31 protein-coding genes and 1 tRNA gene are annotated in these 25,937 nt (G+C 59.9%); 21 read left to right on the forward strand and 11 right to left on the reverse strand.

Going from position 1 to position 25,937, the window contains the following annotated elements; genetic code table 11:
* Window positions 1-43: 43 nt before the first annotated feature.
* Window positions 44-502, reverse strand: coding sequence for an RDD family protein (locus tag N2601_RS04410; protein WP_104822613.1), 459 nt, complete (start codon window positions 500-502; stop codon window positions 44-46).
* A gap of 175 nt (window positions 503-677) precedes the next feature.
* Window positions 678-1,691 (reverse strand): porphobilinogen synthase, encoded by a 1,014-nt coding sequence (hemB, locus tag N2601_RS04415; protein WP_104822614.1) that lies wholly within the window; start codon window positions 1,689-1,691, stop codon window positions 678-680.
* Window positions 1,692-1,836: 145 nt separating this feature from the next.
* On the opposite strand from hemB, the gene N2601_RS04420 reads away from it, so the two are divergent.
* From N2601_RS04420 to N2601_RS04450, 7 genes are all read left to right on the forward strand, one after another.
* On the forward strand, window positions 1,837-2,274 hold the full coding sequence (locus N2601_RS04420) for a DUF6163 family protein (protein WP_104822615.1): 438 nt from the start codon (window positions 1,837-1,839) through the stop codon (window positions 2,272-2,274).
* Window positions 2,275-2,405: 131 nt separating this feature from the next.
* Entirely contained in the window at window positions 2,406-2,921 is a 516-nt protein-coding gene (gene ldtR, locus N2601_RS04425) for a transcriptional regulator LdtR (protein WP_260303968.1), read from the forward strand.
* Window positions 2,922-3,439: 518 nt separating this feature from the next.
* Entirely contained in the window at window positions 3,440-4,750 is a 1,311-nt protein-coding gene (locus N2601_RS04430) for a L,D-transpeptidase family protein (RefSeq protein ID WP_104822616.1), read from the forward strand.
* A gap of 177 nt (window positions 4,751-4,927) precedes the next feature.
* Entirely contained in the window at window positions 4,928-6,226 is a 1,299-nt protein-coding gene (gene glyA, locus N2601_RS04435) for a serine hydroxymethyltransferase (RefSeq protein ID WP_104822617.1), read from the forward strand.
* 9 nt (window positions 6,227-6,235) lie between these two features.
* Window positions 6,236-6,712: a transcriptional regulator NrdR gene (gene nrdR / locus N2601_RS04440; RefSeq protein WP_028753312.1), complete on the forward strand. Its 477-nt coding sequence runs from the start codon at window positions 6,236-6,238 to the stop codon at window positions 6,710-6,712.
* A gap of 2 nt (window positions 6,713-6,714) precedes the next feature.
* On the forward strand, window positions 6,715-7,824 hold the full coding sequence (gene ribD / locus N2601_RS04445; RefSeq protein ID WP_260303740.1) for a bifunctional diaminohydroxyphosphoribosylaminopyrimidine deaminase/5-amino-6-(5-phosphoribosylamino)uracil reductase RibD: 1,110 nt from the start codon (window positions 6,715-6,717) through the stop codon (window positions 7,822-7,824).
* Window positions 7,824-8,444, forward strand: coding sequence for a riboflavin synthase (locus N2601_RS04450; RefSeq protein ID WP_104822619.1), 621 nt, complete (start codon window positions 7,824-7,826; stop codon window positions 8,442-8,444). The genes ribD and N2601_RS04450 overlap by 1 nt, the downstream gene beginning before the upstream one ends.
* A 44-nt stretch (window positions 8,445-8,488) precedes the next feature.
* On the opposite strand, the gene N2601_RS04455 is transcribed toward N2601_RS04450, so the two are convergent.
* Entirely contained in the window at window positions 8,489-9,010 is a 522-nt protein-coding gene (locus N2601_RS04455; RefSeq protein ID WP_199773565.1) for a GNAT family N-acetyltransferase, read from the reverse strand.
* A 52-nt stretch (window positions 9,011-9,062) separates the two neighbouring features.
* Window positions 9,063-9,566, reverse strand: coding sequence for a cupin domain-containing protein (locus N2601_RS04460; protein WP_104822621.1), 504 nt, complete (start codon window positions 9,564-9,566; stop codon window positions 9,063-9,065).
* Between the two features lie 201 nt (window positions 9,567-9,767).
* On the opposite strand from N2601_RS04460, the gene N2601_RS04465 reads away from it, so the two are divergent.
* The 3 genes from N2601_RS04465 (at window position 9,768) to N2601_RS04475 (ending at window position 13,098) form a co-directional block, all read left to right on the forward strand.
* Entirely contained in the window at window positions 9,768-10,223 is a 456-nt protein-coding gene (locus N2601_RS04465) for a 6,7-dimethyl-8-ribityllumazine synthase (protein WP_104822622.1), read from the forward strand.
* A gap of 4 nt (window positions 10,224-10,227) precedes the next feature.
* Entirely contained in the window at window positions 10,228-10,710 is a 483-nt protein-coding gene (nusB, locus tag N2601_RS04470; RefSeq protein ID WP_104822623.1) for a transcription antitermination factor NusB, read from the forward strand.
* Window positions 10,711-10,959: 249 nt separating this feature from the next.
* Window positions 10,960-13,098, forward strand: coding sequence for a sodium-translocating pyrophosphatase (locus N2601_RS04475; protein WP_104822624.1), 2,139 nt, complete (start codon window positions 10,960-10,962; stop codon window positions 13,096-13,098).
* A gap of 72 nt (window positions 13,099-13,170) precedes the next feature.
* Here N2601_RS04475 and N2601_RS04480 read toward each other — a convergent pair whose 3' ends face one another.
* Window positions 13,171-13,680 (reverse strand): outer membrane protein assembly factor BamE, encoded by a 510-nt coding sequence (locus N2601_RS04480; protein ID WP_104822625.1) that lies wholly within the window; start codon window positions 13,678-13,680, stop codon window positions 13,171-13,173.
* A gap of 223 nt (window positions 13,681-13,903) precedes the next feature.
* On the opposite strand from N2601_RS04480, the gene N2601_RS04485 reads away from it, so the two are divergent.
* From N2601_RS04485 to N2601_RS04510, 6 genes are all read left to right on the forward strand, one after another.
* The gene (locus tag N2601_RS04485) at window positions 13,904-14,518 is read left to right on the forward strand and encodes a ubiquinol-cytochrome C chaperone family protein (protein WP_199773535.1); all 615 of its coding nucleotides are present in this window, start codon (window positions 13,904-13,906) and stop codon (window positions 14,516-14,518) included.
* A gap of 9 nt (window positions 14,519-14,527) precedes the next feature.
* Window positions 14,528-15,085 (forward strand): YceD family protein, encoded by a 558-nt coding sequence (locus N2601_RS04490; RefSeq protein ID WP_104822627.1) that lies wholly within the window; start codon window positions 14,528-14,530, stop codon window positions 15,083-15,085.
* 102 nt (window positions 15,086-15,187) lie between these two features.
* Window positions 15,188-16,234, forward strand: a complete 1,047-nt coding sequence (gene plsX / locus N2601_RS04495; RefSeq protein ID WP_104822628.1) for a phosphate acyltransferase PlsX — start codon at window positions 15,188-15,190, stop codon at window positions 16,232-16,234.
* 19 nt (window positions 16,235-16,253) lie between these two features.
* Window positions 16,254-17,225 (forward strand): beta-ketoacyl-ACP synthase III, encoded by a 972-nt coding sequence (locus N2601_RS04500; RefSeq protein ID WP_104822629.1) that lies wholly within the window; start codon window positions 16,254-16,256, stop codon window positions 17,223-17,225.
* Window positions 17,226-17,332: 107 nt separating this feature from the next.
* Window positions 17,333-17,671, forward strand: a complete 339-nt coding sequence (locus N2601_RS04505; protein ID WP_104822630.1) for an integration host factor subunit alpha — start codon at window positions 17,333-17,335, stop codon at window positions 17,669-17,671.
* A gap of 227 nt (window positions 17,672-17,898) precedes the next feature.
* Complete coding sequence (locus tag N2601_RS04510; RefSeq protein ID WP_104822631.1) at window positions 17,899-18,438, forward strand: MerR family transcriptional regulator; 540 nt, start codon at window positions 17,899-17,901, stop codon at window positions 18,436-18,438.
* 66 nt (window positions 18,439-18,504) lie between these two features.
* Here the strand turns inward: N2601_RS04510 and N2601_RS04515 are convergent, their stop codons facing one another.
* Window positions 18,505-18,792, reverse strand: coding sequence for a hypothetical protein (locus N2601_RS04515; RefSeq protein ID WP_104822632.1), 288 nt, complete (start codon window positions 18,790-18,792; stop codon window positions 18,505-18,507).
* 393 nt (window positions 18,793-19,185) lie between these two features.
* Between N2601_RS04515 and N2601_RS04520 the strand changes: the two genes are divergently transcribed.
* Complete coding sequence (locus N2601_RS04520) at window positions 19,186-20,286, forward strand: porin (protein ID WP_104822633.1); 1,101 nt, start codon at window positions 19,186-19,188, stop codon at window positions 20,284-20,286.
* A gap of 152 nt (window positions 20,287-20,438) precedes the next feature.
* Here the strand turns inward: N2601_RS04520 and N2601_RS04525 are convergent, their stop codons facing one another.
* A complete protein-coding gene (locus tag N2601_RS04525; RefSeq protein WP_104822634.1) occupies window positions 20,439-20,699 on the reverse strand; it encodes a hypothetical protein in 261 nt (86 codons plus the stop codon).
* 169 nt (window positions 20,700-20,868) lie between these two features.
* On the opposite strand from N2601_RS04525, the gene N2601_RS04530 reads away from it, so the two are divergent.
* Both N2601_RS04530 and N2601_RS04535 read left to right on the forward strand, forming a co-directional pair.
* The gene (locus N2601_RS04530) at window positions 20,869-21,258 is read left to right on the forward strand and encodes a BA14K family protein (protein WP_104822635.1); all 390 of its coding nucleotides are present in this window, start codon (window positions 20,869-20,871) and stop codon (window positions 21,256-21,258) included.
* Window positions 21,259-21,372: 114 nt separating this feature from the next.
* Window positions 21,373-21,449 (forward strand) — tRNA-Pro (locus N2601_RS04535).
* Window positions 21,450-21,486: 37 nt separating this feature from the next.
* On the opposite strand, the gene N2601_RS04540 is transcribed toward N2601_RS04535, so the two are convergent.
* Entirely contained in the window at window positions 21,487-22,161 is a 675-nt protein-coding gene (locus tag N2601_RS04540; protein ID WP_104822636.1) for a thermonuclease family protein, read from the reverse strand.
* Window positions 22,162-22,254: 93 nt separating this feature from the next.
* Window positions 22,255-22,647, reverse strand: a complete 393-nt coding sequence (locus N2601_RS04545) for a hypothetical protein (protein ID WP_104822637.1) — start codon at window positions 22,645-22,647, stop codon at window positions 22,255-22,257.
* A 256-nt stretch (window positions 22,648-22,903) separates the two neighbouring features.
* On the opposite strand from N2601_RS04545, the gene N2601_RS04550 reads away from it, so the two are divergent.
* Together N2601_RS04550 and N2601_RS04555 are read left to right on the forward strand one after the other, a co-directional pair.
* Window positions 22,904-23,116, forward strand: a complete 213-nt coding sequence (locus N2601_RS04550; RefSeq protein WP_260303796.1) for a hypothetical protein — start codon at window positions 22,904-22,906, stop codon at window positions 23,114-23,116.
* Between the two features lie 211 nt (window positions 23,117-23,327).
* Window positions 23,328-24,347, forward strand: coding sequence for an extracellular catalytic domain type 1 short-chain-length polyhydroxyalkanoate depolymerase (locus N2601_RS04555; RefSeq protein WP_245463939.1), 1,020 nt, complete (start codon window positions 23,328-23,330; stop codon window positions 24,345-24,347).
* Between the two features lie 3 nt (window positions 24,348-24,350).
* On the opposite strand, the gene N2601_RS04560 is transcribed toward N2601_RS04555, so the two are convergent.
* Entirely contained in the window at window positions 24,351-24,641 is a 291-nt protein-coding gene (locus tag N2601_RS04560; protein ID WP_104822639.1) for a helix-turn-helix domain-containing protein, read from the reverse strand.
* A gap of 95 nt (window positions 24,642-24,736) precedes the next feature.
* Window positions 24,737-25,936, reverse strand: coding sequence for a glycosyltransferase (locus tag N2601_RS04565; protein ID WP_104822640.1), 1,200 nt, complete (start codon window positions 25,934-25,936; stop codon window positions 24,737-24,739).
* Between the last annotated feature and the right edge of the window lies 1 nt (window position 25,937).

Below are 25,937 nucleotides of genomic sequence, written 5' to 3' on the forward strand. Positions count from 1 at the left end.
CAACCAAACCGTTGGGTATGAGGTTGAGTGGAATAACCTTGGTTTACGCCGTTCGGACGATGACCGTGCCGAGCAGGAGATCATGCACTAGGCGGCTGCGTTCGATGAATAGGCCTGCAAGCAGGATGAGGGGTGTCAGCACGGAGTTCAGGATCCAGAACAGCGCCAAGTGTACGATCGCGGTGAGAAAATCCATCGGCCGGCCATCGATCCGCACCATGGCGATGCCCATGGCGCGCATACCGAGCGAGGCCTGATGCGGTCCGCCGAGCGTCCAGCCGAAATAGAGACCCGCGACGATGAGGAAGAGGGCAGGATAGAGCACGAAGCCCAGCCCAAGCGTCAGGATGGAGACAAAAAACAATACCACCGCTGCCGGGATGCAAAGCAAGCCGACGATGACATAGTCGAGAATGAAGGCGAAGATGCGCCGGCTCAGCACACCACTATAGGCGCGCCAGTCGTCCGGTGCTGCATAAAGCGGGGTTGGATTGAGGCTCATTGTCTTTCTCCTTCGCGCATAACCCTTTCTATCGCTCCGATGAAAAGGCTTATGCGCAGCCTAAAGATCCCACTGCATTCCTTGCGCGTTCGATAGGGTGCGCAGGCAGCAGGGAAACATTTGCCGAACATATGGTGTGAGGTCCGGCAAATGCAATAAGCTTTGTGGCCGGGAATTACCTCTTTGCCAGCAGTCTTGCCACTTCCGGTGCGAAATAAGTGAGAATGCCGTCACAGCCCGCCCGCTTGAAGGCAAGCAGCGTTTCCAGCATCACCCTTTCGCCATCGATCCAGCCACTGGCTGCGGCAGCCTTGACCATCGAATATTCGCCGGAGACCTGGTAGGCGAAGGTCGGCAGGCCGAAAGCCTCTTTCAGCCGCCAACAGATGTCGAGATAGGGCAGGCCGGGCTTGACCATCAGCATGTCTGCGCCCTCTTCGACGTCGAGCGCGGCATCGCGCACCGCCTCTGTGCCGTTGGCCGGATCGATATAATAGGTTTTCTTATCGCCCTTCAGCAGGCCGCCCGTCGAGATCGCCTCGCGATAGGGGCCGTAGAATGCGGAGCTGAACTTGGTGGCATAGCTCATGATGCCGACGCTCTGGTGACCGGCGGCGTCGAGCGCGCGGCGGATGAAACCGATGCGCCCGTCCATCATTTCCGATGGCGCAATGATATCAGCGCCGGCATCGGCCTGATAGACGGCGGCGCGCGCCACCTGCTCGACAGTCTCGTCATTGACGATTTCGTTGCCGCGCAAAATGCCATCATGGCCGTGGCTGGTGAAGGGGTCGAGGGCGACATCGGTGATGACGCCGATATTCGGCACGGCTTTCTTGATGGCGGCGGTGGCGAGATTGATGAGGTTGTTTTTTTCCAGGCTGTTCGAGCCGGTCTCGTCGCGCAGCTCCATTTCGATGTTCGGAAAGGTGGCGAGCGCGGGAATGCCGAGATCGGCTGCTTCCTTTGCCGCTTCTACGGCCTTGTCGACCGTCAGCCTGAAGACGCCGGGCATGGCGGGGATCGGTTCGGCGATGCCGCTGCCGGGGATGAGGAAGATCGGCCAGATCAGGTCGTCGACGGTCAGGCGGTTTTCCTGCACCAGGCGGCGCGTCCAGTCGGCCTTGCGGTTGCGCCGCATGCGCCGGTGCCCGGTGATCTCGTCAACAAGATGCGTCTTGTCCTGCATGGTGCCGCCATCCTTTTTAGTCTATCTATGGCCTCAATTGGTGAGCAGCGTACCTATCACGCTGTCCCCCGGAAACAAAACCCGGCGAAAGGCCGCAGCTATTATAGCGCTGGCGAGCCTTTGGCCTTCTACTTATTGTCTGCGCATGGAACCCGATTCTCCGACCATACCCAAGAATACGCTGACCGACATTCTGTTCGTATTGTTCCTGCGGCTGATTGCGATCGCCTGTTTCTGGCTTGGCCTGCAATATTGGTCGATGCTGGTCGGCTATTCGCTGGACGGCCAGGCGCGTTTCGATCTCCTCAACCTGCCCTGGAAGGTGGCGGGCGCCGGGCTGGCCGTCGTCTTCCCGGTCGCCGCCCTCGGCCTATGGCTGACGGTCTCCTGGGGACCGGTTATCTGGGTGCTGGCGGCTGGCAGTCAGGCGCTGATGTATGGCCTCTGGCCACAGATTTTCGGCTCCAATCCGTTGATCGTCATCCTGCATGCAGGCGTCGCCGTGCTCTACTGTATTTTCCGTGTTTTGCTCTGGCTGGAGAAGCGCCGACGCGAACAGCAGGTAATGGTTGATTTACCCTGAGACACCAAGACTTCCTGGTAAGGTGCTGTTAAGCCTGCAGTTTAAGTAGAATTTTATGTGTATTCGATAGGGTCTCACTCAAGGCGGGAAGAAAACGACACCGCCAAACAAAACAGTGAGGCCAAGTCATGATGAACACGAAAATCAAGCCGCAGACAGTTGCGAATGCTCGGGACCAGCAGATCGAAGATATCCGTGGTCTGTATATGGAATCGCTCCACCTGGTAGAGCGTCTCCACCGCCGTCTCCTCGATGTTATCAAGGACGAATTCGACCGCCAAGGCCGCGACGACGTCAATGCCGTCCAGGCGCTGCTCCTCTTCAACATCGGCAATTCCGAGCTGACCGCCGGCGAGCTGCGCTCCCGCGGTTTCTACCTCGGCTCCAACGTTTCCTATAACGTCAAGAAGCTGGTCGACCTCGGCTTCATCAACCATCAGCGCTCGCGCATCGACCGCCGCTCGGTCCGCATCAGCCTGACGGAAACCGGCCAGGACATCGCCGAAACCGTCGCCAAGCTCTACGAGCGCCACATCGCCTCCATCGACAAGGTCGGCGGCATCGGCACGGACGAGTTCACCCAGATGAACAAGCTCCTGCAGCGCCTCGACCGCTTCTGGAACGATCAGATTTTGTATCGCCTGTAAGTCACCGCGGCGGAGTTGCCGCGGAACCTCCAGCAAACAGACCGGATACGTTCCCTGCGTGTCCGGCTGTGCTCGTTCCGAGCAAAAGATCCCACATCGGCTGTGCGCTTTTTGCCACGCCCCCGCCGCGACGTTGCGATGCACACCATGTATGCTGCATCTGCGCCATTGACGCCGGATTAGCACGCGCTATGAACCACAATCATTTAGTGGTATTTTAGCAACGCAAAATGGAGTTTCTTCCGCTACGGCAGGCGAACGCAAGTTTCATGCCGGGCGACACGAATTGGCCATATTGCTATGACAGCGGAAACGAACGGCAAACGGCGCTTTTCAAGTCTTGATCTTCATGCCTTAGCGCTTTGGGCTCGCAATATTGTGATGGTCCGGAGCGAAGTTTTAGTGTGCGCTAAGGCAACGGATTGACACAGAGCTGCGTTACTTGGCGCGAGCTGCAGTGATTTACTGCTTTCTCTCTTGGCTGCGGATAATTGGGTCGCAGCGTCGAACGGTGGGATATGTCGAAGAAAACCGGAATTGAACCCTTCTCGCGCCGCTCCTTCCTGCGGTCTGCGGCAACTTTTGGCGTGGCCGCTTTGGCAGCCCCGGCTTTCGCACAGGACCAGACGCCTCTCGATGCGCTGATCAACAACCGCGCCCGCGGCAACTGGGACGATCAGTTTGATGCGAAGGCTGCCGCGCGCACTGCCGCAGCGGTTGTTTCCAACACGCCGATCCTCGGGCCTGATTCCGTACCGAACATCCAGCAGGCGATCGCCCAGTATCAGAGCATCGCTGCCAATGGCGGCTGGCCGCAGATCAATCCTGGCGAGCAGCAGCTTCAGCTCGGCGTCACCGACGGTTCCGTACAGGCGCTCCGCCAGCGCCTGATGGTCACCGGCGACCTGCCGAAGGAAGCCGGCATGTCCTCGGCGTTCGATTCCTACGTCGATGGCGCCGTCAAGCGCTTCCAGGCCCGCCATGGCCTGCCGCCGGATGGCGTGATCGGCGAATTCACGCTGAAGGCGATGAACATCCCCGCCGAAGTCCGCCTGCAGCAATTGAACACCAACCTCGTTCGCCTGCAGACGTTCCCGTCCGACCTCGGTCGACGTCACGTCATGGTCAACGTTCCGGCGACCTATATCGAAGCCGTTGAGGACGGTCAGGTGGCGCTGCGTCACGAGGCGATCGTCGGCCGCATCTCACGCCCGACGCACCTCATCAATTCCAAGATCTACGAGGTCATTCTCAACCCGTACTGGACGGCGCCGCGCTCGATCGTCGTCAAGGACATCATGCCGCTGATGCGCAAGGATCCGACCTACCTGACGAAGAACAATATCCGCCTGCTCGACGGCAAGGGCCAGGAAGTTGCGCCTGAGACGATCGACTGGAATTCGGACAAGGCGCCGGACCTGATGTTCCGCCAGGATCCGGGCAAGAACAACGCCATGGCGTCTACGAAGATCAACTTCCACAACCCCAACAACGAATATATGCACGACACCCCCGAACAGGGCCTGTTCAACAAGCTGATGCGCTTCGACAGCTCGGGCTGCGTGCGCGTGCAGAACGTGCGCGACCTGACGAACTGGCTGCTTGCCGAAACGCCGGGCTGGCCGCGCCAGCATATCGAGCAGGTCATTTCGACCCGCGTCAACACGCCGATCACATTGGCGACGGAAGTGCCGGTCTATTTCGTCTATATCTCCGCATGGGGCGCTGGCAACGGCATCGTTCAGTTCCGCGACGATATCTATCAGCTCGACGGCAATTCCCAGCTAGCGCTGGATACGACACAGGGCATGGAGCAGCCGGTTCAATAATCCGGCGCCATAGCGACGACAGTCTCAGAAAGCCGCGTCCTCGGATGCGGCTTTTTTCTTTGCTGGGGACCTCCATCGTAGAATGCTCAGCAAATGTCGCTGATCGTATTGCTCTCGGGCTACCCTGACGCTAATACCGTCTCCATTGCCGTTCCGGCCTGTTCAGGAGCTTCCACGATGACCAATGCTTCCACCGAACCTTTCTTCAATCGCTCGCTCGCCGATACCGATCCGGAAATCTTTGGCGCGATCGGCAAGGAGTTGGGTCGTCAGCGGCACGAAATCGAATTGATCGCCTCGGAAAACATCGTCTCGCGCGCCGTATTGGAAGCGCAGGGCTCGATCATGACGAATAAGTACGCTGAAGGTTACCCGGGCAAGCGCTACTATGGCGGCTGCCAGTTCGTCGATATCGCCGAAGAGCTCGCCATTGAGCGCGCCAAGAAGCTGTTCGGCGTCAACTTCGCCAACGTTCAGCCGAATTCTGGTTCCCAGATGAACCAGGCCGTCTTCCTCGCGCTGCTGCAGCCGGGCGACACCTTCATGGGCCTCGACCTCAATTCGGGCGGTCACCTGACGCATGGTTCGCCGGTCAACATGTCCGGCAAGTGGTTCAACGTCGTTTCCTACGGCGTGCGCGAAGGCGACAACCTTCTCGACATGGATGAAGTGCAGCGCAAGGCCGAGCAGCACAAGCCGAAGCTGATCATCGCCGGCGGCACCGCCTATTCCCGCATCTGGGACTGGAAGCGCTTCCGCGAGATCGCCGATAGCGTTGGTGCTTACCTGATGGTCGACATGGCCCATATTGCCGGCCTCGTTGCCGGCGGCCAGCATCCGTCGCCGTTCCCGCATTGCCACGTTGCAACGACCACGACCCACAAGTCTCTGCGCGGCCCGCGCGGCGGCATGATCCTCACCAATGAAGAGGATCTGGCGAAGAAGTTCAACTCGGCCGTTTTCCCCGGTCTCCAGGGTGGCCCGCTGATGCACGTCATCGCCGCTAAGGCCGTGGCGCTCGGCGAAGCACTGCAGCCGGAGTTCAAGGACTATACGGCGCAGATCGTCAAGAACGCCAAGGCTCTTGCCGAAACGCTGATTTCCGGCGGTGTCGACGTCGTTTCCGGCGGCACGGACAACCACCTGATGCTGGTCGACCTGCGCAAGAAGAACGCCACCGGCAAGCGCGCCGAAGCTGCCCTCGGCCGCGCTTACGTGACCTGCAACAAGAACGGCATCCCCTTCGACCCGGAAAAGCCTTTCGTCACCTCTGGGGTCCGCCTCGGCACGCCGGCCGGCACGACGCGCGGCTTCAAGGAAGCTGAGTTCCGCGAAATCGGCAATCTCATCATCGAAGTGCTCGATGGCCTGAAGGTCGCCAACTCCGATGAAGGCAATGCCGCCGTCGAGGCCGCAGTGCGCGAGAAGGTGGTCAACCTCACCGGCCGCTTCCCCATGTACGGCTACATGGGCTAAGGAGAGCGCATGCGCTGCCCTTATTGCGGTTCGGAAGATACGCAGGTCAAGGATTCGCGTCCGGCGGAGGACAATACGTCCATCCGCCGGCGGCGTATTTGTCCGGATTGCGGCGGCCGCTTCACCACCTTCGAGCGTGTGCAACTGCGCGAGCTGATGGTCATCAAGAAGACCGGCCGCAAGGTGCCTTTTGACCGGGATAAGCTGGTGCGGTCCTTCGAAATCGCACTGCGCAAACGCCCGGTCGACCGCGATCGCATTGAGCGTGCCGTCTCCGGTATCGTCCGCCGCCTGGAAAGCTCCGGCGAGACGGAAATCAGTTCGGAGCAGATCGGCCTGCAGGTGCTTGAAGCCTTGAAGAGCCTCGATGATGTCGCCTTCGTGCGCTATGCTTCCGTTTATCGTGATTTCTCGCATGCGGAGGATTTCGAGCAGGTGATCACCGAGATCAACGCCAAGATCGCCCGCGATCCGCTGGATCCCTGACCATGGCGCTCCGGCCTGAAGACGAGCGTTTCATGGCCGCGGCGATCCGTCTGTCGCGCACGCATCTGGGGCTTACCTCCACCAACCCGTCCGTCGGATGTCTGATTGTCAAGGATGGTGCTGTCATCGGCCGCGCCGTTACCGCGCTTGGCGGTAGGCCGCATGCCGAGCCGCAAGCTTTGGCCGAGGCCGGCGAAGCGGCGCGGGGCGCCACGGCCTACGTCACCCTCGAACCCTGTTCGCACCACGGCAAGACGCCGCCCTGTGCCGAGGCGCTCATCGCCTACGGCGTCGCCCGCGTCGTCATCAGCGTCACCGATCCCGATCAGCGTGTTTCCGGCCGCGGCATCGCGCTGCTGCGGCAGGCGGGGATCGAGGTCGATGCCGGTATTCTCGAGGAGGAGGGCAGGCGTGCTCTTGCCGGCTACCTCATGCGCCAGACGAGAAAACGGCCGTATGTGACTCTCAAACTTGCTGTTTCGGCAGACGGGATGATTGGCAAAACCGGCGAGGGGCAGGTGCGCATCACCGGCGATATCGCCCGCGCCCAGGTGCAGGTCCTGCGCGCCGAAAGCAACGCGATTCTTGTCGGCATCGGCACGGCGGTGGCAGACGATCCGGAATTGACCTGCCGTCTGCCGGGGCTAGAAAGCCGTACGCCATTGCGTATCGTCATCGACGACCAGCTTCAGCTTCCGCTTGGCAGCAAGCTCGTGAAGACGGCTGAGCAATATGGGTTGATGATCGTCGCCGGCGATCCGCCGCCATTCGATGAAAACACTGACAAGGCCTTCATGGGCCGCCGCGCCGCGCTGGATGCCGCCGGCGCTGAAGTGCTGCAATCCGATTCCGGCGAGTTGGGGGAGCTGCTTGAAGCGCTGGGAACGCGCGGCATCTCTTCTTTGCTGGTTGAAGGCGGGGCAAGGACGGCGCAGCGCTTCCTTGATGCCGACCTCGTCGACCGCATCCTTCTGTTCCAGGGGCCGGCTACCATCGGCGAGGGTGGTATTGAATCGCCGATCACGAAGACCAATATCCCACCCAGTTTCAGGCATATCCGCGCGAGCCGGTTTGGCGATGATCGCTGCGACGAATTTGAAAGAGGTTTTTGATGTTTACCGGAATTGTCACCGATATCGGCAAGATCGAATCCGTTTCCCCTCTCAAGGAAGGCATCAAGCTGCGGGTCGCCACCAATTACGATCCGGCAACGATCGATATGGGTGCCTCGATCTCCCATTCCGGCGTCTGCCTGACGGTGACGGGCCTGCCGGAAGCCGGCAGCAACGGCCGCTGGTTCGAAGTGGAGGCCTGGGAAGAGGCCCTGCGGCTGACCACCATCGGCACCTGGCAGGCTGGCAGCCATATCAATCTCGAGCGCTCGCTGAAGATCGGCGATGAGCTCGGCGGCCACATCGTCTCCGGCCACGTCGACGGTAAGGCCGAAATCCTGTCGGTGACGGCGGAGGGCGACGCCACCCGCTTTCGCCTGCGCGCCCCGGCGCATCTCGCAAAATTCGTTGCTCCTAAGGGCTCGATCGCTCTCGACGGCACGTCGCTCACGGTAAACGCCGTCGACGGCACGGATTTCGACGTGCTCCTGATCCGCCACACTCTGGAGGTCACCACCTGGGGCGAACGTAAGGCCGGCGATTTCGTCAATTTCGAAGTCGACACCATGGCCCGCTATGCCGCAAGGCTGGCGGAATTCCCGGTGGCGCGGGAAAGCTGATTGTAGGTTTCTCGCGGCCCCAATCTCCGCGGTCGGTTCCGCCACTACCGCTCGAACATGACGTTGGGCTTGTCCTTATAGAAGACTTCGCCGATCCGGCGGAATCCTACCTTTTCGGCGACCCGCAGTGACGGCCTGTTTTCTGGATCGACGATGCAGGTCATGCGTCGGCCGGGGAAGGTGTCGTCAGCCCAGGCGATCGCCGCCTTGACGGCTTCCGTTGCATAACCTCTGCCCTGCAGCGCTGGTGTGATCCCCCAGCCGGATTCCAAGGTCCCCTCCGTAGTGGTCGGGTGCATGTCGCGATGCAGGTCGAGGAAGCCGACTTCGCCGATGAAGCGGCCGCTCTGACGTTCTTCGACGGCGAAGAAACCGAAGCCCAGATGGTGCCACATACCGGCATAACGCAGCAGGCGCGACCAGGCCTGTTCGCGCGTCGACGTCTCGCCGCCGATGTAGCGGACAAGATCTTCCTGCGTCCAGAAGGCGGTATATTCTTCGAAATCCTCCAGCCGGTGCGAGCGGAGGATGAGGCGTTCGGTCATCAGCGTCGGAATTATGGTCATGGCGGGAGCGGCTTCCTTCCTGTCTGCCGTTTCTGCGTTCATGTGCATCTGTTTATGCTCCCGGCTCGCCGTCCCAATAATCCACGGCGCCGTCTTCGCGCCCGATGAAGCTGAAGCGTCGCGGCGCCTCGCCGGGGCGATTGGTTTTCGCCATGAACTTGCCGGAGTCGGGATATTCGACGATCTCCGTCCTGGCTTTGGTTGAGATGACGAGATAGATCAGCACGCTCGGGCCGATATTGATGAGCTGATGGGCAGTTTCCTGGCCGCCGGCGGGCGCTCCGAGGACATCGCCTTTCGCAACCAGGAAACGTTCGCTCCCGAAGCGATATTCGCCTTCGCCCTCTAAAATGACGAAGAGCTCTTCCTCGACGTGATGATTGTGAAATGGACAGCCGGATTTGCCGGGCGGCACTTCATTGTAGCTGATGCCAAGATCCTTCAGCCCGAGCAGTGCGCCGAAGGAGACATCGCTGCCGGCAAAAAAATCTCCCTGCTGCCAATGATCGAGGTGTAGCTCGCCGAGGTTGACAGCGCATCTGGTTTTTTCTGTCATCAGGTTCCTCCCTGCCAGTAGCAAATTATTAGCGAAGCGAGTGAGCTGGCGGAAGATACAATTTCTGGCACGGATCAATGTTCCTCAAATCCGGATTAGAATTGGCGCAGGCATCCGAAAAACACTTGCCAAGCGCGGCCCGCCGTGGTTTGACCCGCCCTTATCAAGGTGCTGCCCGCCCTCTCATTTAGCAGGTGACGTATGTCCAGCTCTACCAATGCCCACATCCTCATCGTTGAAGCCCGCTTCTACGATGACATGGCCGACGCTCTTCTCGACGGCGCCAAGACCGCGCTCGAAGAAGCCGGCGCGACCTATGACGTCGTCACCGTGCCCGGCGCCCTGGAGATTCCGGCCGCCATCGCCATGGCACTTGACGGCGCCGACAACGGGGGCACCGAATATGACGGCTATGTCGCCCTCGGTATGGTCATCCGCGGCGAGACCTATCATTTCGACATCGTCTCCAACGAATCTTCGCGTGCGCTGATGGATCTGGCCGTCAGCGAATCTCTGGCGATCGGCAACGGGATCCTGACGGTCGAAAACGACGATCAGGCCTGGGTGCGCGTGCGCCGCTCGGACAAGGACAAGGGTGGCTTCGCCGCCCGCGCAGCGCTGACGATGATCGCGCTGAAACAAAAGTTGGGTGCATAAGTTCATGAGCAATCAGGATAACGAGCGACCGGCAAAGACCGCGAACCAGCGGGGGGCAGCACGCCTTGCCGCCGTTCAGGCGCTCTATCAGATGGATATCGGCGGTACCGGCGTGTTGGAGGTGGTAGCCGAATACGAGGCACACCGTCTCGGACAGGAGCTGGACGGCGAGACCTATCTGAAGGCCGACGCATCCTGGTTCCGTTCCATCGTCGCCGGTGTCGTGCGCGAGCAGACCCGGCTCGATCCGCTGATCGGCTCCGCCCTGCAGGACGATTGGGCGCTATCGCGTCTCGACAGCACCGTGCGTGCCATCCTGCGTGCCGGCACCTTCGAGCTTCTCGACCGCAAGGACGTGCCGGTCCCGGTCATCGTCACCGAATATGTCGAGATCGCTCACGCCTTTTTTGAAGAGGATGAGCCGAAGCTCGTCAACGCCGTGCTCGACCGAATCGCCAAGCAGGTTCGCAGCGAAGCCAAGAAATAAGGCCCGACGTCAGGCCGGCGCTTGATCCCTGCCGGTTTCGTTTCTTTCGCTCGCGCCTGATTTCACCAAGCGACATTCTTTTGAACTTCCATCGGGTGTTTTACCCGCGGGCGGTCTTGACGCGACGTTTTCCCAAACGCAATCTCCCCTTGCACATTTGCCGACCCCCTTGGGAGGAGGGGGCAGGCCATTGTCGCGGGCGGCCGGAGGGGGAGTGAACCGCCGGCTTTTTTGGAGGGAAAAAGCGAAATGTCGATTCTGTTAGGTGTTATCGCGTGCGGACTGCTCTCGGTGATCTACGCCGTCTGGGCAACCCGGTCGGTGCTGTCAGCCGACCAGGGCAATGCACGCATGCAGGAGATTGCAGGCTATATTCGAGAAGGCGCGCAAGCCTATCTGGCGCGTCAATACAGAACCATTGCCATTGTCGGCGTCATCGTTTTCATCCTGGCCTGGCTGCTCCTGTCGGGCGAAGCCGCCATCGGTTTCCTGATCGGCGCTATCCTGTCGGGTGCCGCCGGTTTCATCGGCATGCATGTCTCCGTGCGGGCCAATGTCCGCACCGCACAGGCCTCCTCGCATAGCCTGTCGGCCGGCCTCGACATCGCCTTCAAGTCGGGCGCCATCACCGGCATGCTGGTCGCCGGCCTCGCTCTGCTCGGCGTCTCCATCTATTTCTACGTGCTGACGGGTATTCTCGGCCATGAGCCGGGCTCGCGCGACGTCATCGATGCGCTGGTGGCGCTCGGCTTCGGCGCCTCGCTGATCTCGATCTTTGCCCGTCTCGGCGGCGGTATCTTCACCAAGGGCGCCGATGTCGGCGGCGACCTCGTCGGCAAGGTGGAAGCCGGCATTCCCGAGGATGACCCGCGCAATCCCGCCACCATCGCTGACAATGTTGGCGACAACGTCGGAGACTGCGCCGGCATGGCCGCCGACCTCTTCGAAACCTATGCGGTCTCCGTCGTGGCGACCATGGTGCTCGCCGCGATCTTCTTCGCCGGCACGCCAATTCTCGCCTCCGCGATGATCTATCCGCTGGCGGTCTGCGGCGCCTGCATCATCACCTCGATCATCGGCACTTTCTTCGTCAAGCTCGGCGTAAACGGCTCGATCATGGGCGCGCTCTACAAGGGCCTGATTGCCACGGGCGTTCTGTCGATCATTGGTCTTGCTGCCGCCACGTCTGTGACCGTCGGCTGGGGTTCGATCGGCGCTACCGCAGGTTTCGAAGTCACCGGCACGAGGCTGTTCTTTTGCGGTATCGTCGGCCTGATCGTCACGGCGCTGATCGTCGTCATCACTGAATATTATACCGGCACCAACAAGCGCCCGGTCAATTCCATCGCCCAGGCCTCGGTCACCGGCCATGGCACCAACGTGATTCAGGGCCTCGCCGTTTCACTCGAATCGACGGCACTGCCGGCAATCGTCATCGTCGGCGGTATCCTTGCCACCTATCAGCTCGGCGGCCTGTTCGGCACCGGTATCGCGGTCACAGCCATGCTCGGTCTCGCCGGGATGATTGTTGCGCTGGACGCCTTCGGTCCGGTCACCGACAATGCCGGCGGCATCGCCGAAATGTCGCATCTTCCGCCGGAAGTGCGCAAATCGACCGACGCGCTGGACGCTGTCGGTAACACCACCAAGGCGGTGACGAAGGGTTATGCCATCGGCTCGGCCGGTCTCGGCGCTCTGGTGCTCTTTGCCGCCTATTCGAACGATTTGAAATATTTCGCGGCCCATGGCGATCAGTTCCCCTATTTCACGAATGTGGGTACGATATCCTTTGATCTCTCCAACCCTTATGTCGTCGCCGGCCTGCTGTTTGGCGGCCTGATTCCCTATCTCTTCGGCGGCATCGCCATGACGGCCGTCGGCCGTGCGGCCGGCGCAATCGTCGAAGAGGTGCGTAAGCAGTTCCGTGAAAAGCCGGGCATCATGAAGGGCACCGAACGCCCCGATTATGGCCGCGCTGTCGACCTTCTGACCAAGGCCGCCATTCGCGAGATGATCATTCCGTCCCTGCTGCCGGTACTGGCGCCGATCGTCGTCTATTTCGGCGTGCTATTGATCTCCGGCTCGAAAGCTTCGGCATTTGCCGCGCTCGGCGCCTCGCTGCTGGGCGTCATCATCAACGGCCTGTTCGTCGCCATTTCCATGACGTCGGGCGGCGGTGCCTGGGACAATGCCAAGAAGAGCTTCGAAGACGGTTTCGTCGATAAGGATGGTGCGCGTCACCTGAAGGGCTCGGAGGCGCACAAGGCTTCCGTCACGGGCGACACTGTCGGGGATCCCTACAAGGACACAGCCGGTCCCGCCGTCAACCCGGCAATCAAGATCACCAATATCGTCGCGCTGCTGCTGCTTGCCGTTCTCGCCGGATAAGAGCGAGGGCTGAACAAATGAAAAACCCGCGAAGCCTGCGCTTCGCGGGTTTTTTGATGGGGTATCGCCAGCTTATTGGCCGGCGTTGAGGTTGTTGAGGAAGTTCTTCGCGCCGTTGATGCCGTTGCCGCCGCCCTGCAGGATCTGTTGCAGGAAGGTCATGTCGCGACCGCCGGTCGGCGTCGTGCGGCTGATCATGTCGAAAACCCGGCCGTCCTTCAGCGTGTAGTTGGCTTCCTGCTTCACCACGCCGTCCTTGTCGAAATAGATCGCCAGAATGTTTTGGTCGACCAGCTTCGGCTTCATGAAGGCCACGGCGCGCGTGCGTTTCTGGGAGATGTAATAGAAGACTTCGCCATCGAAGGTCGCCGTCGTCGACGGCGTGCCGAGCGAAAGCAGCACCTGCTCGCGGCTCGAGCCGACGGGCACGAGATTGAGCGCTTGCTGGTCGAAGATGTAGCCGTTGTTCATGACCTCGCTGGTCTGGCAGCCCGCGAGCCCCGCGGTGGCAATCACCAGAGCGATAGCGGCACTACTGATGAAAGTTCTGTCAGACTTGAAATACCGTCTCGTCAACGACATCTCATCTCCCCTAATGAATCAAACCGATGGCCGAACGGCCGATATGACCTTGCTGTGCACATCATTGTGGCCATTCCGCGATTGCGGAAGGCTCAACGATGTTGTTCGGCACTCTTCATCACCAATCATGCACGGAGAGTGACGACGGCTGGGGCGGGACCTTGAAGCGGGCACAAACGGCATTGCAATTCGCGCCTGCTTCGGTAAACCAGCTTTCAAGTGGATGCAACAAGGCCGAGCGCAACGGGGCGCTCTGAATGAGCCAATTCCGGGAATTTTCATGATTTTTGGGCTCTTCCGCAAAAGAAATCACAACCAGCTCATCGTCGTCAGGCAATATGACACCCTGACCGCGATGGCGCGCCTGCCGGTTTTCTATACGGATTATGATGTGCCGGACACGGTGATGGGTCGTTTCGAGCTGCTGTCGGCGGTGATGATCCTATTTTTCCGCCGTACACGTTCGTCTGAAACCAGCGGCCAGGAGCTTGCCCAGGAAATCGTCGATGCCTTTTTTGAGGATATCGACTATTCGATCCGCGAACTCGGAATCGGCGACAACAGCGTGCCGAAGCGGATGAAGAAACTGGCCGGTATGTTTTACGGGCGGCTGGAGAGCTATGCCGCCGCGATGGACGGGAACGACCGTGTCGCGCTGGCCGCTGCCCTCCGGCGCAATATCTATCCCAAGGCAGGCGAGGGAGCTCCCTCGATGATTGCTCTTGCGGATTGGATGATGACCGCCGAGACGCATCTGTCAGGGATCGCAGAAACCGAGATCGCCACCGGCTCCGCAACGCTGCCGCAGCCGCCTGAAATCGGCAAAGACGCACCTTAGGAGACAAAAATGAAAAGAACCAACTCCGACGAAACGCCCTTTTCCTATCCGGTGAAGGTCGGCCATATCTCCGCCAACCCGGTGGACGTGCATCTCGAAGCCGACAAGAGGGAGCTTGTTGGCTTGGCTGCGCTTTGGGATGTGCTTTCCGTGGAGAGCCTCTCGGCAGATCTGAAGATTTCCCGCTGGAAGCGCGACGGCATCCGCCTCAAGGGCAATGTTCGCGCAAAGATCGTCCAGGCCTGTGTGGTGACGCTGGAGCCGGTCGAATCGGAGATCGACGAGGATTTCGAGCATATTTTCATCCCCGAGGATTCGAAGCTCGCGCGGGCGCCGTCCATGGATGCAGGCGAAATGGTGCTCGACCCCGACGGCCCGGATCTTCCGGAAACCTTCATCGGCGATACGATCGATGCCGGGGCAGTCGTTACCGAATTTGCCGCGCTCGCCATTGATCCCTATCCGCGCAAGCCCGGCATCGAGTTCGAAGGTCATATCGAGGACAGTGGTGAAGATGACAAGAAACCGTCGCCTTTCGCTGTCCTGAAAGACTGGAAAAAGGAATAGACCCCTCTGGCAATTGAACACAATTCAGTTGTAACGCGAGGAGAAACCGGTATTTTGACGCCAAATTCGCCGGGCCCGGCGGACAAAAAGGACTAGGGACGCGTGATCAGAATTTCTCTTGACCTAATGGGTGGCGACTTCGGCCCTGAGGTTGTCATTCCTGGCGCGGCCAAGGCGCTGGATAGGCATCCCGACATTACGTTCGTCATGTATGGCCAGAAGGATCGTTGCGAAGCGGTCCTCGGCAAATATCCGAAACTTCGGGAAAAATCCGTCTTTCATGAATGCGATGTCGCCATCAGCATGGATGAAAAGCCGAGCCAGGCCCTGCGCCGCGGCCGCTATATTTCCAGCATGTGGCGCTCGATCGAGGCAGTGAAGGTCGGCGACGCCGATGTCGTCGTTTCCGCCGGCAATACCGGTGCGCTGATGGCTATGGCAAAATTCTGCCTGCGCACGATGGCCAACATCGAACGTCCCGCGATCGCCGCAATCTGGCCGACGCTGCGGGGCGAAAGCATCGTGCTCGATGTCGGCGCGACCATCGGCGCCGATTCGCAGCAATTGCTGGATTTCGCCTTGATGGGTGGCGCCATGGCGCGCGCGCTCTTTGAGATCGAGCGACCGACCATCGGCCTGCTGAATGTCGGCGTTGAAGAAATCAAGGGCCAGGAAGACGTCAAGGAAGCCGGCCGCCTGATCCGCGAAGCCAATCTCGAATCGCTCGAATATTTCGGCTTCGTCGAGGGCGACGATATCGGCAAGGGCACCGTCGATGTGGTGGTGACGGAGGGTTTCTCCGGCAATATCGCATTGAAGGCGGCCGAGGGCACGGCAAAGCAGATCGGCGCTTATCTGCGCGCGGCCATGACGCGCACGCTGCTGGCCCGCATCGGCTATATCTTTGCCAAGGGCGCCTTCGACCTGCTGCGCGAGAAGCTCGATCCGAGCAAGGTCAATGGCGGCGTCTTCCTCGGCCTCAACGGTATCGTCATCAAGAGCCATGGCGGCGCCAATGCCGAGGCTTTTGCGGCGGCCATCGATGTCGGCTATGACATGGCCAAGAATGGCCTCACCCAAAAGATAGAAAACGATCTGAAAAAATATCATGCCAAACGGCAGCCGCCGATCGGACCGGAAGCGGCATGAGCGACGGGGTATAACAAGAATGATCCGTTCAGTTGTTCGCGGATTTGGCTCGGCGCTCCCCAAGCGCGTCATGACCAATCGCGAGATGGAGCAAGTCGTCGACACCAGCGATGATTGGATTATCCAGCGCACCGGCATCCGCCAGCGTTACATTGCCGGCGAAGGCGAAACCACCGCCTCGCTCGGTGAGCAGGCGGCGCGGGCAGCCCTTGCCAATGCCGGCCTGACGGCCGACGATCTCGACCTGATCATTGTCGCCACCTCGACGCCGGATAACACCTTTCCCGCCACCGCGGTGAACATCCAGAACCGCCTCGGCATGCATCATGGCTTTGCCTTCGATGTCCAGGCTGTCTGTTCGGGCTTCGTCTATGCGGTGACGACCGCCGACGCCTATATTCGTGGCGGCGTTGCCAAGCGCGTGCTCGTCATCGGCGCCGAAACATTCTCCCGCATTCTCGACTGGACGGACCGCACGACCTGCGTCCTCTTCGGCGACGGTGCCGGCGCGCTGATCCTCGAAGCAGGCGAGGGGACCGGCGTCAGCACTGATCGTGGCGTGCTGACAGCGAGCCTGCGTTCAGACGGTGCCCACAAGGACAAGCTCTACGTCGATGGCGGCCCTTCCTCGACAGGAACGGTTGGCGTGCTGCATATGGCAGGCCGGGAAGTGTTCAAACATGCCGTCGGCATGATCACCGATGTCATCCAGGCCACCTTCGAAGCGGCGGAAGTGACAGCGGACGATCTCGACTGGCTGGTGCCGCATCAGGCAAACCGCCGCATCATCGACGGCTCAGCCAAGAAGCTCGGAATTGCTCCCGAGAAGGTTGTGGTTACCGTGGATCTCCATGGCAATACGTCAGCGGCGTCGATCCCGCTTGCGCTTGCCGTAGCGGCAGGCGACGGCCGGATCAAGAAGGGCGATCTGGTGATGCTGGAAGCCATGGGGGGCGGTTTTACCTGGGGCGCCGTCCTGCTGCGCTGGTAGGCCGCGTCTCTAAAATCCGATTCCTAACAAGAGCTTGACCGTTTGGTGCAAGGGCAATAGTCTCTTGCAGCTTAGATAAAATTACGTAGCAATATGGGCGGGGAACTATGACGGGCAAGACAGTGACGCGCGCGGACTTGGCGGAGTCGGTATTCCGGAAAGTTGGCCTCTCCCGGACTGAGTCGGCGGAACTGGTCGAAACGGTGATTGATGAAATTTGCAACGCCATCGTGCGTGGCGAGACGGTAAAACTCTCCTCCTTCGCGACGTTTCAGGTGCGCGACAAGAACGAACGCATTGGTCGAAACCCGAAGACCGGCGAAGAGGTGCCCATCTCTCCGCGCCGTGTGATGACGTTCAAGGCGTCCAACGTCCTTAAGACGCGTATCCTGAAGGCCCATGCCAGCCGCAAGGCGAAAGTCCGGCCGGCAAATCCCGTTTCCTGATCCATCAAAACAGATATTGGCTGTGCCGGGGCATGTGCTCTGGCACGCAGTTTTCCAGACTGTTCGCGGTTATTTTTCGGCTTGCTTGTGAAAGAGCTGAAGAGGCGACTTGAATTTCTCCCGGCAAACCGTTGAAATATGATGAGTCGTATCGCGATAAGGCGCGGTGCGGATATCGGGTTTCGCATGATCCGGCCTGACTGGCGCCGGAACCATGCTGTGGGGGTATGACGATGGACAAGAGCCCGGATGCATTTCGCACGATCAGCGAAGTCGCGGAAGACCTTGATCTGCCGCAGCATGTCCTGCGTTTCTGGGAGACCCGTTTCCCGCAAATCAAGCCAATGAAGCGCGGCGGCGGCCGGCGCTACTATCGCCCGGAAGACGTCGATCTGCTGAACGGCATCCGTCATCTGCTCTATGACCACGGCTATACGATCAAGGGCGTTCAGAAGCTTCTGAAGACCAATGGCAACAAATTCGTCATCGCCGTCGGCCATGGCGATCTTGCGAGCGTCGAGGCGCTGGCCACTGCGCAGGAGCCGGTCGTAGCCGAGCCGCGCGTCGGCTCTCCGGACGACGACCAAATCGTCGGCCGTCCCAAGGCGCCGATCAGCCGTCGCTTCTTCAACTTCGTCAGCGGTGAAGACGAAGCTCCCGATGTTTCCATCGGCAAGTCGAGCGTCGGCAAGGAAGATCGGGCGCTGCTGCAGGAAACGCTTTATGACCTGCTGGAATGCAAGCGCTTGCTCGATCAGGTGCGGTAAGACAGAGGTCGCGCCGGAAAAGCTGACAACCTGCAACGTTTGAGTTTCTGTTATGATTTTCAGAGGTCAGTTGCACCTGCGTGGAACAGTGGGATTAGCCTGGCTCGGCGCAACGATGGATTTTCCATCGGCGGAGCGAGGGAGCGTCCAGCATGCGTTCGGGTCCTTCTCCACCGTGTCGCTCGTGTCGCGATCACCGACAATGGTGTTGCGATAATTGCCAGGGTCGTCCGCGCCCGGACTGTCGCCCCAGCCACCGCGATCGCCGCCAGCTCCATGACCGCTTGACGCTGCCATAGCTGTCGTGACCATGCCGACAGTGAGGAGAGATATGCTGAGCACTCTGAGAAACATGGGCTTTTCCCGCTGATCTGGTCATCTGCACCGTTCCGGTTGCAGCAGACGATGGTAATCCCGACCGGCGGATTGTAATTATTTATTGCTGTCATTCAATACAGCTAAAATACGTGCTGGCTGAACCGGGTCAGTTCTTAGATGTGGATGTCGAGCATTTGCCAGACGACTGAGCAAATGTAAGTGTTATTTTTGTCACGTATGGAATTCGACATTAATGTGACGATTGGTTTGCTCTGCTTATTAACTTGCAAGCTCCCGATACCGGGTCCAGCTTCGGCGATGAAGCTTCGTTGCTTCGCCCTCGAGATGAGGGGACTTAAATCAGGTTATGGCACGGCCCGATACCACCCGCCGCAAAGCCATCCTGGTGGATATTCGAATGGAGACACCATGAACATCAAGAGCCTTCTTCTCGGCTCCGCCGCCGCATTGGCATCGGTGAGCGGTGCCCATGCGGCAGACGCCGTTGTCGCGGCAGAACCCGAGCCGCTGGAATATGTGCGCATTTGCGACGCCTACGGCACCGGCTATTTCTTCATTCCAGGCACGGAAACCTGCCTCAAGATCGGCGGCAAAGTTCGTACGGAAGGCCAATGGTACGATGCCTATAATCCGAACAGCAGGGTCGGCACGCTCTGGCATGACCGCGCGGAGCTCAAGGTCGATACGGCGACGGACACGGAATACGGTCCTCTGAAGACAAATCTTATCCTGCGATGGGAATGGAACGATGGAGGCGATACCGCGTCGAAGCTGCTGTTTGCCAATATCAGCCTTGGCGGCTTCACCGTCGGCAAGCTCGATTCGCAGTATAACCTCTATGCCGGTTACGCCGGCGACGTCATCAACGACGATGCGATCTATGACGGCCCCTATGAGCTCAACCAGTTGACGTACAACTATGACGCCGGCAACGGCTTCACCGGCGTCATTTCGCTGGAAGACAGCAACTCGACATCGGATTCCGATAGCTATGGCGGTGCTTGGGTAACCTCCAAGGCCGATCATTATTTGCCGGACGTTGTTGCAGGTTTGGGCTACACGACCGGCAACCTCGGCTTCAAAATCGTCGGTGGTTATGACTCAATCGTCGAGGAGGGTGCCATCAAGGCCCGCATCGATGCCAAGTTCGGCGGCGTGGAAGCATTCCTGATGGGCGGTTGGAATACGGATGGTGACAAGCTCAACCAGTATGCCGGCTCCTATCAGGATGAATCGGCCTGCACGACGTCAGATGGTGTCGTTCACGGGGCAAAGTGCGGCTGGGGTGACTGGGCCGTATGGGGCGGTGTGGGCGTGCCCATCAACGAAAAGCTGAAGTGGAACCTGCAGCTTGCCTACACCGAGTCGAAGATTTTCGAGGCCACCACCAACGTCAAGTTCAATCCGGTCAAGGATCTGCTCATCGAGCCGGAATTGACCTACATGCACTATGACTTCATCAGTGATGATACGGTCGCCGGCATCCTCCGTTTCGAACGGAATTTCTAAGCGGAAGCGATCTTCGACCGAAAGCGGGCGACGTCCTCGTCGGCGCTGCGGTCAGCGACAATCACTACCACCACGGCTATCATCTCGCCGAAAAATGAAAACTCTGCCGGTGTTGCGCCGGCGGAGTTTTTTGTTGATGGGTGCCGCCGCTGCTAGAACGGCCGGGTTATCTCTTCCCTACTCACGAGCTTCAGGCTGCGATCGGGCTGGATGATGTAAGTTTCATAGACATCCTGGCCCCACTGATTGACGAAATGGTGCGGCAATCGGGTGCCCGGAGGCGATAGCGTCAGCTTCAAATGCGGCTGGCCGCCATAGGTGATGCTGCCGGGAATCGGCTGCAGGGATTGGTTGGTCGTCGTGCATGCGGCAAGCAAAGGTCCGCACAGCAGCAAGGCAATCAGGAGCTTCATCGCCGTAACTTTCTAATCACTTCTTATTCAATGAAAAATCCGCCTGGAAGACGGCAAGGCATCTGTGAGCTTGGTTCAAAGCCACTATATAAAGCTAATGCCGGAGTGGTCGGCGGCAAGGCTCTTACGAAGTTGAGCTTGCTGCTGCTGGAATTCGAAGGAGTTGCACATGCGTACGATCAAAAGATCGGCAGCGGCCTTGGGTTTTGGTCTGTTATTGGCAGCAAGCGCCGCTGTGCCCGCCGGCGCCATCACCATGCCCACGCTCTCGGTGCCGGAGCAATCCGATATCATTCAGGTCCACGACCATGGGCATGGCCACAGCCATAACCATTGGCGCGGCGGCCATAAGTACCATGGCTTCGACGGTTACTATGAGGATGATTCCGACAGCGGTGTGTTGTTCAAATCCTTCGTGACCGGCACGCTTTTCAACAGGCAGCGCACGGAAGGCTACTACGACAGCCATGCGCAAGCCTGCGCCGACCGCTACCCGTCCTACCGCGTCTCGGACAACACATACCAACCTAGCCACGGGCCTCGGCGCGTATGCAGGTGATCGGCAGAGCGAGAATTTTTCTCGCTCTTGATGCCGTTTTTATCCCGACGTGCGATTTTACCTCTTGCGCTGCCATGCCCGACAGACTAATGCAATCAAGCCTTTTCGGCAGGTCGGGGCGTAGCGCAGCCCGGTAGCGCACTTGACTGGGGGTCAAGGGGTCGCTGGTTCGAGTCCAGTCGCCCCGACCATTTATCTCCTTGAACTCCCAATCAAATTTTCATTGATTTAGCTGCACCACGATGTTGTCTGCCCCGTCCAGCGGCGGGCCAGTCCTTCCGCAACCATTTGATCGCCGATGGATCGGCCGGCCCGCATGGCGATGCGGAATTTGCTACCCTGTTGATCGTCACCCCGCCCGCTGGCGGAGAGCACGAAGGTGTCGCGGTTGAGAAGGGCTTGCAGTCGCAGCTTCGCGGCGGTGGCTTTTTGCCGCTCGCCGGCGCAATGCGAGGGCTCGATGTCAGGGACATCGATATCCGCCAGGCGGATTTTGATTCCATTCTGCCAGAAGGTGTTGCCGTCGACGACGCAGTTGATGCCGGTTTCGCCGCCGCACAGGCCGAATCGTCCGGCGGCTTCAGGCGGGGCAGCGGCCAGCGTCCGATCCGCCGGCACGGCAACGGGAATAACGTTTGGCGGGACCGGCAGCGCCGAGGTCGGGTGTTCGGGAACGACGGCAACCATTTTGGGCTTCGGCTTGGCCGTCGGCAACGGCGCGTCCTGCGGCACGTGCCGAACGGCGGCGGCGCCGGCATAGCCCTGCAACGAAGGCATATCCCGGCGATGCTCATAGGCGAAAATGCCTGCTATGGCGGCCAGACCGACCGTGCCCCACAGCCACATCGAATTGCCCGCTTTAGCTTGCGGCTTGCGCCGCGTGCGTCGTTTCGTTTTTGCCATGGCTTCATTCCTCAATTGCGAGGAAATTATCGCCAAGATTTCTTACCGATCCGTTGGCTTCCCTGCTGCCGGATGCCTAAGCGGAACCTTTATTCACTTCGCGGCGCCGGCGGTAGGCTTCAGCTTGACAGCCATCGTGATCTGGCCGCGCACTGTCAGCTTCGGCCCGCGACCGTCCATATTGGTGACATCGGTGTTGCTGGAAAGCGCGTTGATCTGGCAATCGTCGGCAATAGTATCGAGCAGCACGGTGCAGTTGCTGGCGGCGATGCGATAGAAGGATTTGATCGCATCCTGCTGCTGTTTTTCATCGCTGCCATCCGTGATCGGGACGGAAAGCGATATCCCGGATTGCACGGAGATATAGCCATCGGGAACCTGGCGCGGGTTGCGCAGCGGCAACGCCGAAAGGGACTGCGAAGAGGCCGGCGCCGCGGCGCCGAGCAGAAGCATGCAAAGTGTCGCCGAGATCAGACGTTTGTTCATCAGGAAGCCTCCGTTTCTTGTCCTTTATGTCAGGCATCGGTGAAGGCTTGGTGATGGCGTAACTTAAAATTGTAGTCTTGTGAGAATTGCGAGCATATTCCTCGGAGTCAGAGTGCTTCGAGATAAAGAGCCGTTCCCACAAAACCTTGCTTGCCAAGCCTCCGGGCAGGGCGCATAGTCACTTTCTGTATCGTCGGTTAAACAAACGGGCACCGGCGACCGTATTTGCGTGCGGCCCGACGGACGAGGCGGCGCCATGTTAGAAACCTCCATTCACCCGCAGGATCTACCCCTGTTTTCCGACGATCTGGATCGTTTGGAAAAGGTGTTGGATGCCGTCTGCATGGATCGCGGCATTAGTCCCCGCAGCCAGGAGGGCGAACGCCTGGGTGCCCTGATGATTCAGCTCTATCGCCAGGGCGTGAAAGAACATGCAAAGCTTCTTGCGCTTGCGAAAGCCTATCTCTGACGCTTTTTTCTTCAATCATCTGATCGCTTTAAGCCGATTTCACATAGCAGCAATGACGCATTGTGCCTGCTCGAACCTGCGTCGCTGCCTTATATTTGCTGCATCGCACAAGGAGAGTCGATTACTCGATCTCGTTGCCCCGCGGGGTCGATGTGCGGCCCGCCCGCCAAATGAAATCAACTACGGTGGGCGCGGATAATTTGAAAGGTCCATGATGAATTTCAAAGTTCCGAGCCGGCTTCGCCGTTTGCTCGTTGATTCCGTTGAGCTGCCACAGCTCAAATTCCCCGTGACGCGGCCGCGATCGCAGCCGGCACGCCGGCGCGTCTCCACGCAGCTAGTGCCGCAGCGTCTGACGGAGGTCCTGTGGTTTGGGCGCAACCCTGGCGATCTGCGCATGCTGGAATATGTGCCGGCAGGTGTCCAAGGTCCGATGCCGCTGGTCGTCGTCTTACATGGCTGTCACCAGAATGCCGAGGATTTCGATCGCGCCAGCGGCTGGACGGCCCTGGCGCGCCAGCACGGTTTCGCCGTGCTTTATGCCGGGCAGAAGCCGGCCAACAATGCCAATCTCTGTTTCAATTGGTTCCGCCCGAGCCTGGTGACGCGCGATCGCGGCGAGCTGGGTTCGATCCGCGAGATGATCGATTTCAGCCGCCGGCTGCATGATATCGACGACAGCAAGATCTTCGTCATGGGCCTGTCGGCCGGCGGCGCCATGGCGTCGGCGCTGCTCGCCACCTATCCGGAGCTGTTTGCTGCCGGCGCCGTCATCGGCGGCTTACCTTTCGGTGCCGCCCGCGATGCCATGTCTGCGCTGGATGTGATGAAGAGAGCCGCCGCGCGCCCGGCCGAAAAATGGGCCGAACTCGTCCGCGAAGCCTCGCCGGATGCCACCCGTTTTCCGGCGGTCTCCATCTGGCATGGGACCGATGACGGCGTCGTTTCGTTCGGCAATGCCGAAGCGTCGGTGGCGCAGTGGCTGGCCGTGCATGGGCGGCCGCAGACCAAGGGCCGGTTGCGCCTGTTCGAAGGCGGCGAGCGGCGCGAATGGCGTAACGACTATGGCGATATCGTGCTGGAACTGGTGACTTTGAACGATTTCGGCCATGGCTTGCCGATTGGTCCCATCGCCGAGGGCAGGGAGCCGGCCAACGATACCGAACGCTTCATCTTGCGCGCTGCTCTCTCCGCGCCAGAGCAACTGGTTCGGAACTGGGGCCTGGCGTAAGCCTCAATCGTCGTTGGTGGCGTTCAGGTTTTCCGGCCGGATGCCGCCATCTTCCGCCCAATGCTTGAAGCGGATGCCGGCGCCGCCGGCTTCGTCGCTCCCGCTGGCGATGAACGATATGCCGCGGGCTTCGAGGGCGGTACGCAAGGCGACCAACGCCTTGGCATCCCCCGAACTGACGTCCTCTTCCAGCGTTTCAATCGTCGTTACGGACAATTTGCTCTCGACGGCAAGCGTTTCTATTGTCAGTCCGAGCATGGCGCGTGCGCCGCGTAGTTGCGCTGATGTGGTCATGACTGAAATTTAGCGCATAAATCTGAAAATCGGAACCGATTTTCGGATCGGATCATGCGCAAATTTGAGATGTGGTTGCATTCCCGTCGCTTGCTTCAGGACGCGCTGCGCAGCGCCACTTTTTCCGGCGTTCTCAGGAAGTTAGGGACGCGATGGCCGAGCAATTCGAAGTAGATTGCCTCCGTCGCATCCGCCATGCCGGCGAGCGTATAGCCGTCCTTGCGTCGCCGGGCCTCGGTGGTGAAGCTGCGCAGCAATTTGGGATCGGCAAAGCGCATCATCGCCGCGGCCAGTTCTGCGGGGTCGTCGCTGTTGGCGACGATATAGCCGTTCTTGCCGGGCTCGATCACGGTGCGTGCGCCGCCGACATCGGTCAGCAGCAGCGGCTTGCCGCCGGCGGCAGCTTCCAGCATGACATAGGACATGGCCTCGTAGCGGCTCGGCATGACGACGACATCGAAGGCGTCGACCGCGGTGGCGCCGGGAATAGAGCTATCGAGATGGGCGCGATCTTCGAGGCCGGCGGCCTTGATCATGCTGCCGACGGTCTCGGCCAGTTCGCCGATGCCAATCATCAGCAGGCGCGCCTGTGGTAAGTCTTTGGCGACGCGGGCAAAAGCTTCGACCAGCCGCTCCGGCGCTTTCTGCGGCGTCAGCCGGCCGACGAAACCGAAGAGCAGGGCGTCCTGCGGTATTCCATAACGCGCACGGATGGCGGCGCGCTGACCGGATGGCGGGGCGCTGACGCCGTTGACGACGATCCGCAGCCGCCCCTCCGGAATACCGATCGACAGCGCATGATTATATTCATCGCGGGACACGCAGATCAGGCGGTCGGACAGCCAGTTACCAAGCAGCCTCTCGATGCCGCCATAGATCATCCGGCCCCGGCTTCCGAGTGTCGGGTCCATGGTGCGGAAGGCGTGCGGGGTGTAAAGCACCGGGATATGCGGGCCTGGTAATCTCAGCCGCGTCAGCGCTCCGGCCTTGGAGCTGTGGCCATGAATGAGATGAAACGGCCCGTGCTGTGCGACGATTTTCCGAATTTGCCACCAAGCGGTGATATCCCAAGGTCCCGGCGCGCGCCGCATGGCAAGAGAGATGACGCTGTCGAGGCCCATCCCCTCCAATTCGGCGACGAAAGCTGCTTCGGCGCGCAAAGGCGAATAGATCGCCGTCACCGAATGGCCGCGGCGCTGCATGGCGCGGCAGAGATCGAGGAAGTGCCGCCCGGAACCGCCGCCGCTTGGTTCGAGAACTTGCAGCAGCGACAGGCGTTTGATGCCGACATTCATG

It is taken from the genome of Rhizobium sp. CB3060, assembly GCF_025200735.1.
In the GTDB taxonomy this organism is placed as follows: domain Bacteria; phylum Pseudomonadota; class Alphaproteobacteria; order Rhizobiales; family Rhizobiaceae; genus Rhizobium.

Bases quoted from the DNA above. Each gene is read 5' to 3' on its own strand.
- N2601_RS04410 (WP_104822613.1), bottom strand. From the start codon at position 502: ATGAGCCTCAATCCAACCCCGCTTTATGCAGCACCGGACGACTGGCGC.
- hemB (WP_104822614.1), bottom strand. From the start codon at position 1,691: ATGCAGGACAAGACGCATCTTGTTGACGAGATCACCGGGCACCGGCGC.
- N2601_RS04420 (WP_104822615.1), top strand. From the start codon at position 1,837: ATGGAACCCGATTCTCCGACCATACCCAAGAATACGCTGACCGACATT.
- ldtR (WP_260303968.1), top strand. From the start codon at position 2,406: ATGAACACGAAAATCAAGCCGCAGACAGTTGCGAATGCTCGGGACCAG.
- N2601_RS04430 (WP_104822616.1), top strand. From the start codon at position 3,440: ATGTCGAAGAAAACCGGAATTGAACCCTTCTCGCGCCGCTCCTTCCTG.
- glyA (WP_104822617.1), top strand. From the start codon at position 4,928: ATGACCAATGCTTCCACCGAACCTTTCTTCAATCGCTCGCTCGCCGAT.
- nrdR (WP_028753312.1), top strand. From the start codon at position 6,236: ATGCGCTGCCCTTATTGCGGTTCGGAAGATACGCAGGTCAAGGATTCG.
- ribD (WP_260303740.1), top strand. From the start codon at position 6,715: ATGGCGCTCCGGCCTGAAGACGAGCGTTTCATGGCCGCGGCGATCCGT.
- N2601_RS04450 (WP_104822619.1), top strand. From the start codon at position 7,824: ATGTTTACCGGAATTGTCACCGATATCGGCAAGATCGAATCCGTTTCC.
- N2601_RS04455 (WP_199773565.1), bottom strand. From the start codon at position 9,010: ATGACCATAATTCCGACGCTGATGACCGAACGCCTCATCCTCCGCTCG.
- N2601_RS04460 (WP_104822621.1), bottom strand. From the start codon at position 9,566: ATGACAGAAAAAACCAGATGCGCTGTCAACCTCGGCGAGCTACACCTC.
- N2601_RS04465 (WP_104822622.1), top strand. From the start codon at position 9,768: ATGTCCAGCTCTACCAATGCCCACATCCTCATCGTTGAAGCCCGCTTC.
- nusB (WP_104822623.1), top strand. From the start codon at position 10,228: ATGAGCAATCAGGATAACGAGCGACCGGCAAAGACCGCGAACCAGCGG.
- N2601_RS04475 (WP_104822624.1), top strand. From the start codon at position 10,960: ATGTCGATTCTGTTAGGTGTTATCGCGTGCGGACTGCTCTCGGTGATC.
- N2601_RS04480 (WP_104822625.1), bottom strand. From the start codon at position 13,680: ATGTCGTTGACGAGACGGTATTTCAAGTCTGACAGAACTTTCATCAGT.
- N2601_RS04485 (WP_199773535.1), top strand. From the start codon at position 13,904: ATGCAACAAGGCCGAGCGCAACGGGGCGCTCTGAATGAGCCAATTCCG.
- N2601_RS04490 (WP_104822627.1), top strand. From the start codon at position 14,528: ATGAAAAGAACCAACTCCGACGAAACGCCCTTTTCCTATCCGGTGAAG.
- N2601_RS04500 (WP_104822629.1), top strand. From the start codon at position 16,254: ATGATCCGTTCAGTTGTTCGCGGATTTGGCTCGGCGCTCCCCAAGCGC.
- N2601_RS04505 (WP_104822630.1), top strand. From the start codon at position 17,333: ATGACGGGCAAGACAGTGACGCGCGCGGACTTGGCGGAGTCGGTATTC.
- N2601_RS04510 (WP_104822631.1), top strand. From the start codon at position 17,899: ATGACGATGGACAAGAGCCCGGATGCATTTCGCACGATCAGCGAAGTC.
- N2601_RS04515 (WP_104822632.1), bottom strand. From the start codon at position 18,792: ATGTTTCTCAGAGTGCTCAGCATATCTCTCCTCACTGTCGGCATGGTC.
- N2601_RS04520 (WP_104822633.1), top strand. From the start codon at position 19,186: ATGAACATCAAGAGCCTTCTTCTCGGCTCCGCCGCCGCATTGGCATCG.
- N2601_RS04525 (WP_104822634.1), bottom strand. From the start codon at position 20,699: ATGAAGCTCCTGATTGCCTTGCTGCTGTGCGGACCTTTGCTTGCCGCA.
- N2601_RS04530 (WP_104822635.1), top strand. From the start codon at position 20,869: ATGCGTACGATCAAAAGATCGGCAGCGGCCTTGGGTTTTGGTCTGTTA.
- N2601_RS04540 (WP_104822636.1), bottom strand. From the start codon at position 22,161: ATGGCAAAAACGAAACGACGCACGCGGCGCAAGCCGCAAGCTAAAGCG.
- N2601_RS04545 (WP_104822637.1), bottom strand. From the start codon at position 22,647: ATGAACAAACGTCTGATCTCGGCGACACTTTGCATGCTTCTGCTCGGC.
- N2601_RS04550 (WP_260303796.1), top strand. From the start codon at position 22,904: ATGTTAGAAACCTCCATTCACCCGCAGGATCTACCCCTGTTTTCCGAC.
- N2601_RS04555 (WP_245463939.1), top strand. From the start codon at position 23,328: ATGATGAATTTCAAAGTTCCGAGCCGGCTTCGCCGTTTGCTCGTTGAT.
- N2601_RS04560 (WP_104822639.1), bottom strand. From the start codon at position 24,641: ATGACCACATCAGCGCAACTACGCGGCGCACGCGCCATGCTCGGACTG.
- N2601_RS04565 (WP_104822640.1), bottom strand. From the start codon at position 25,936: ATGAATGTCGGCATCAAACGCCTGTCGCTGCTGCAAGTTCTCGAACCA.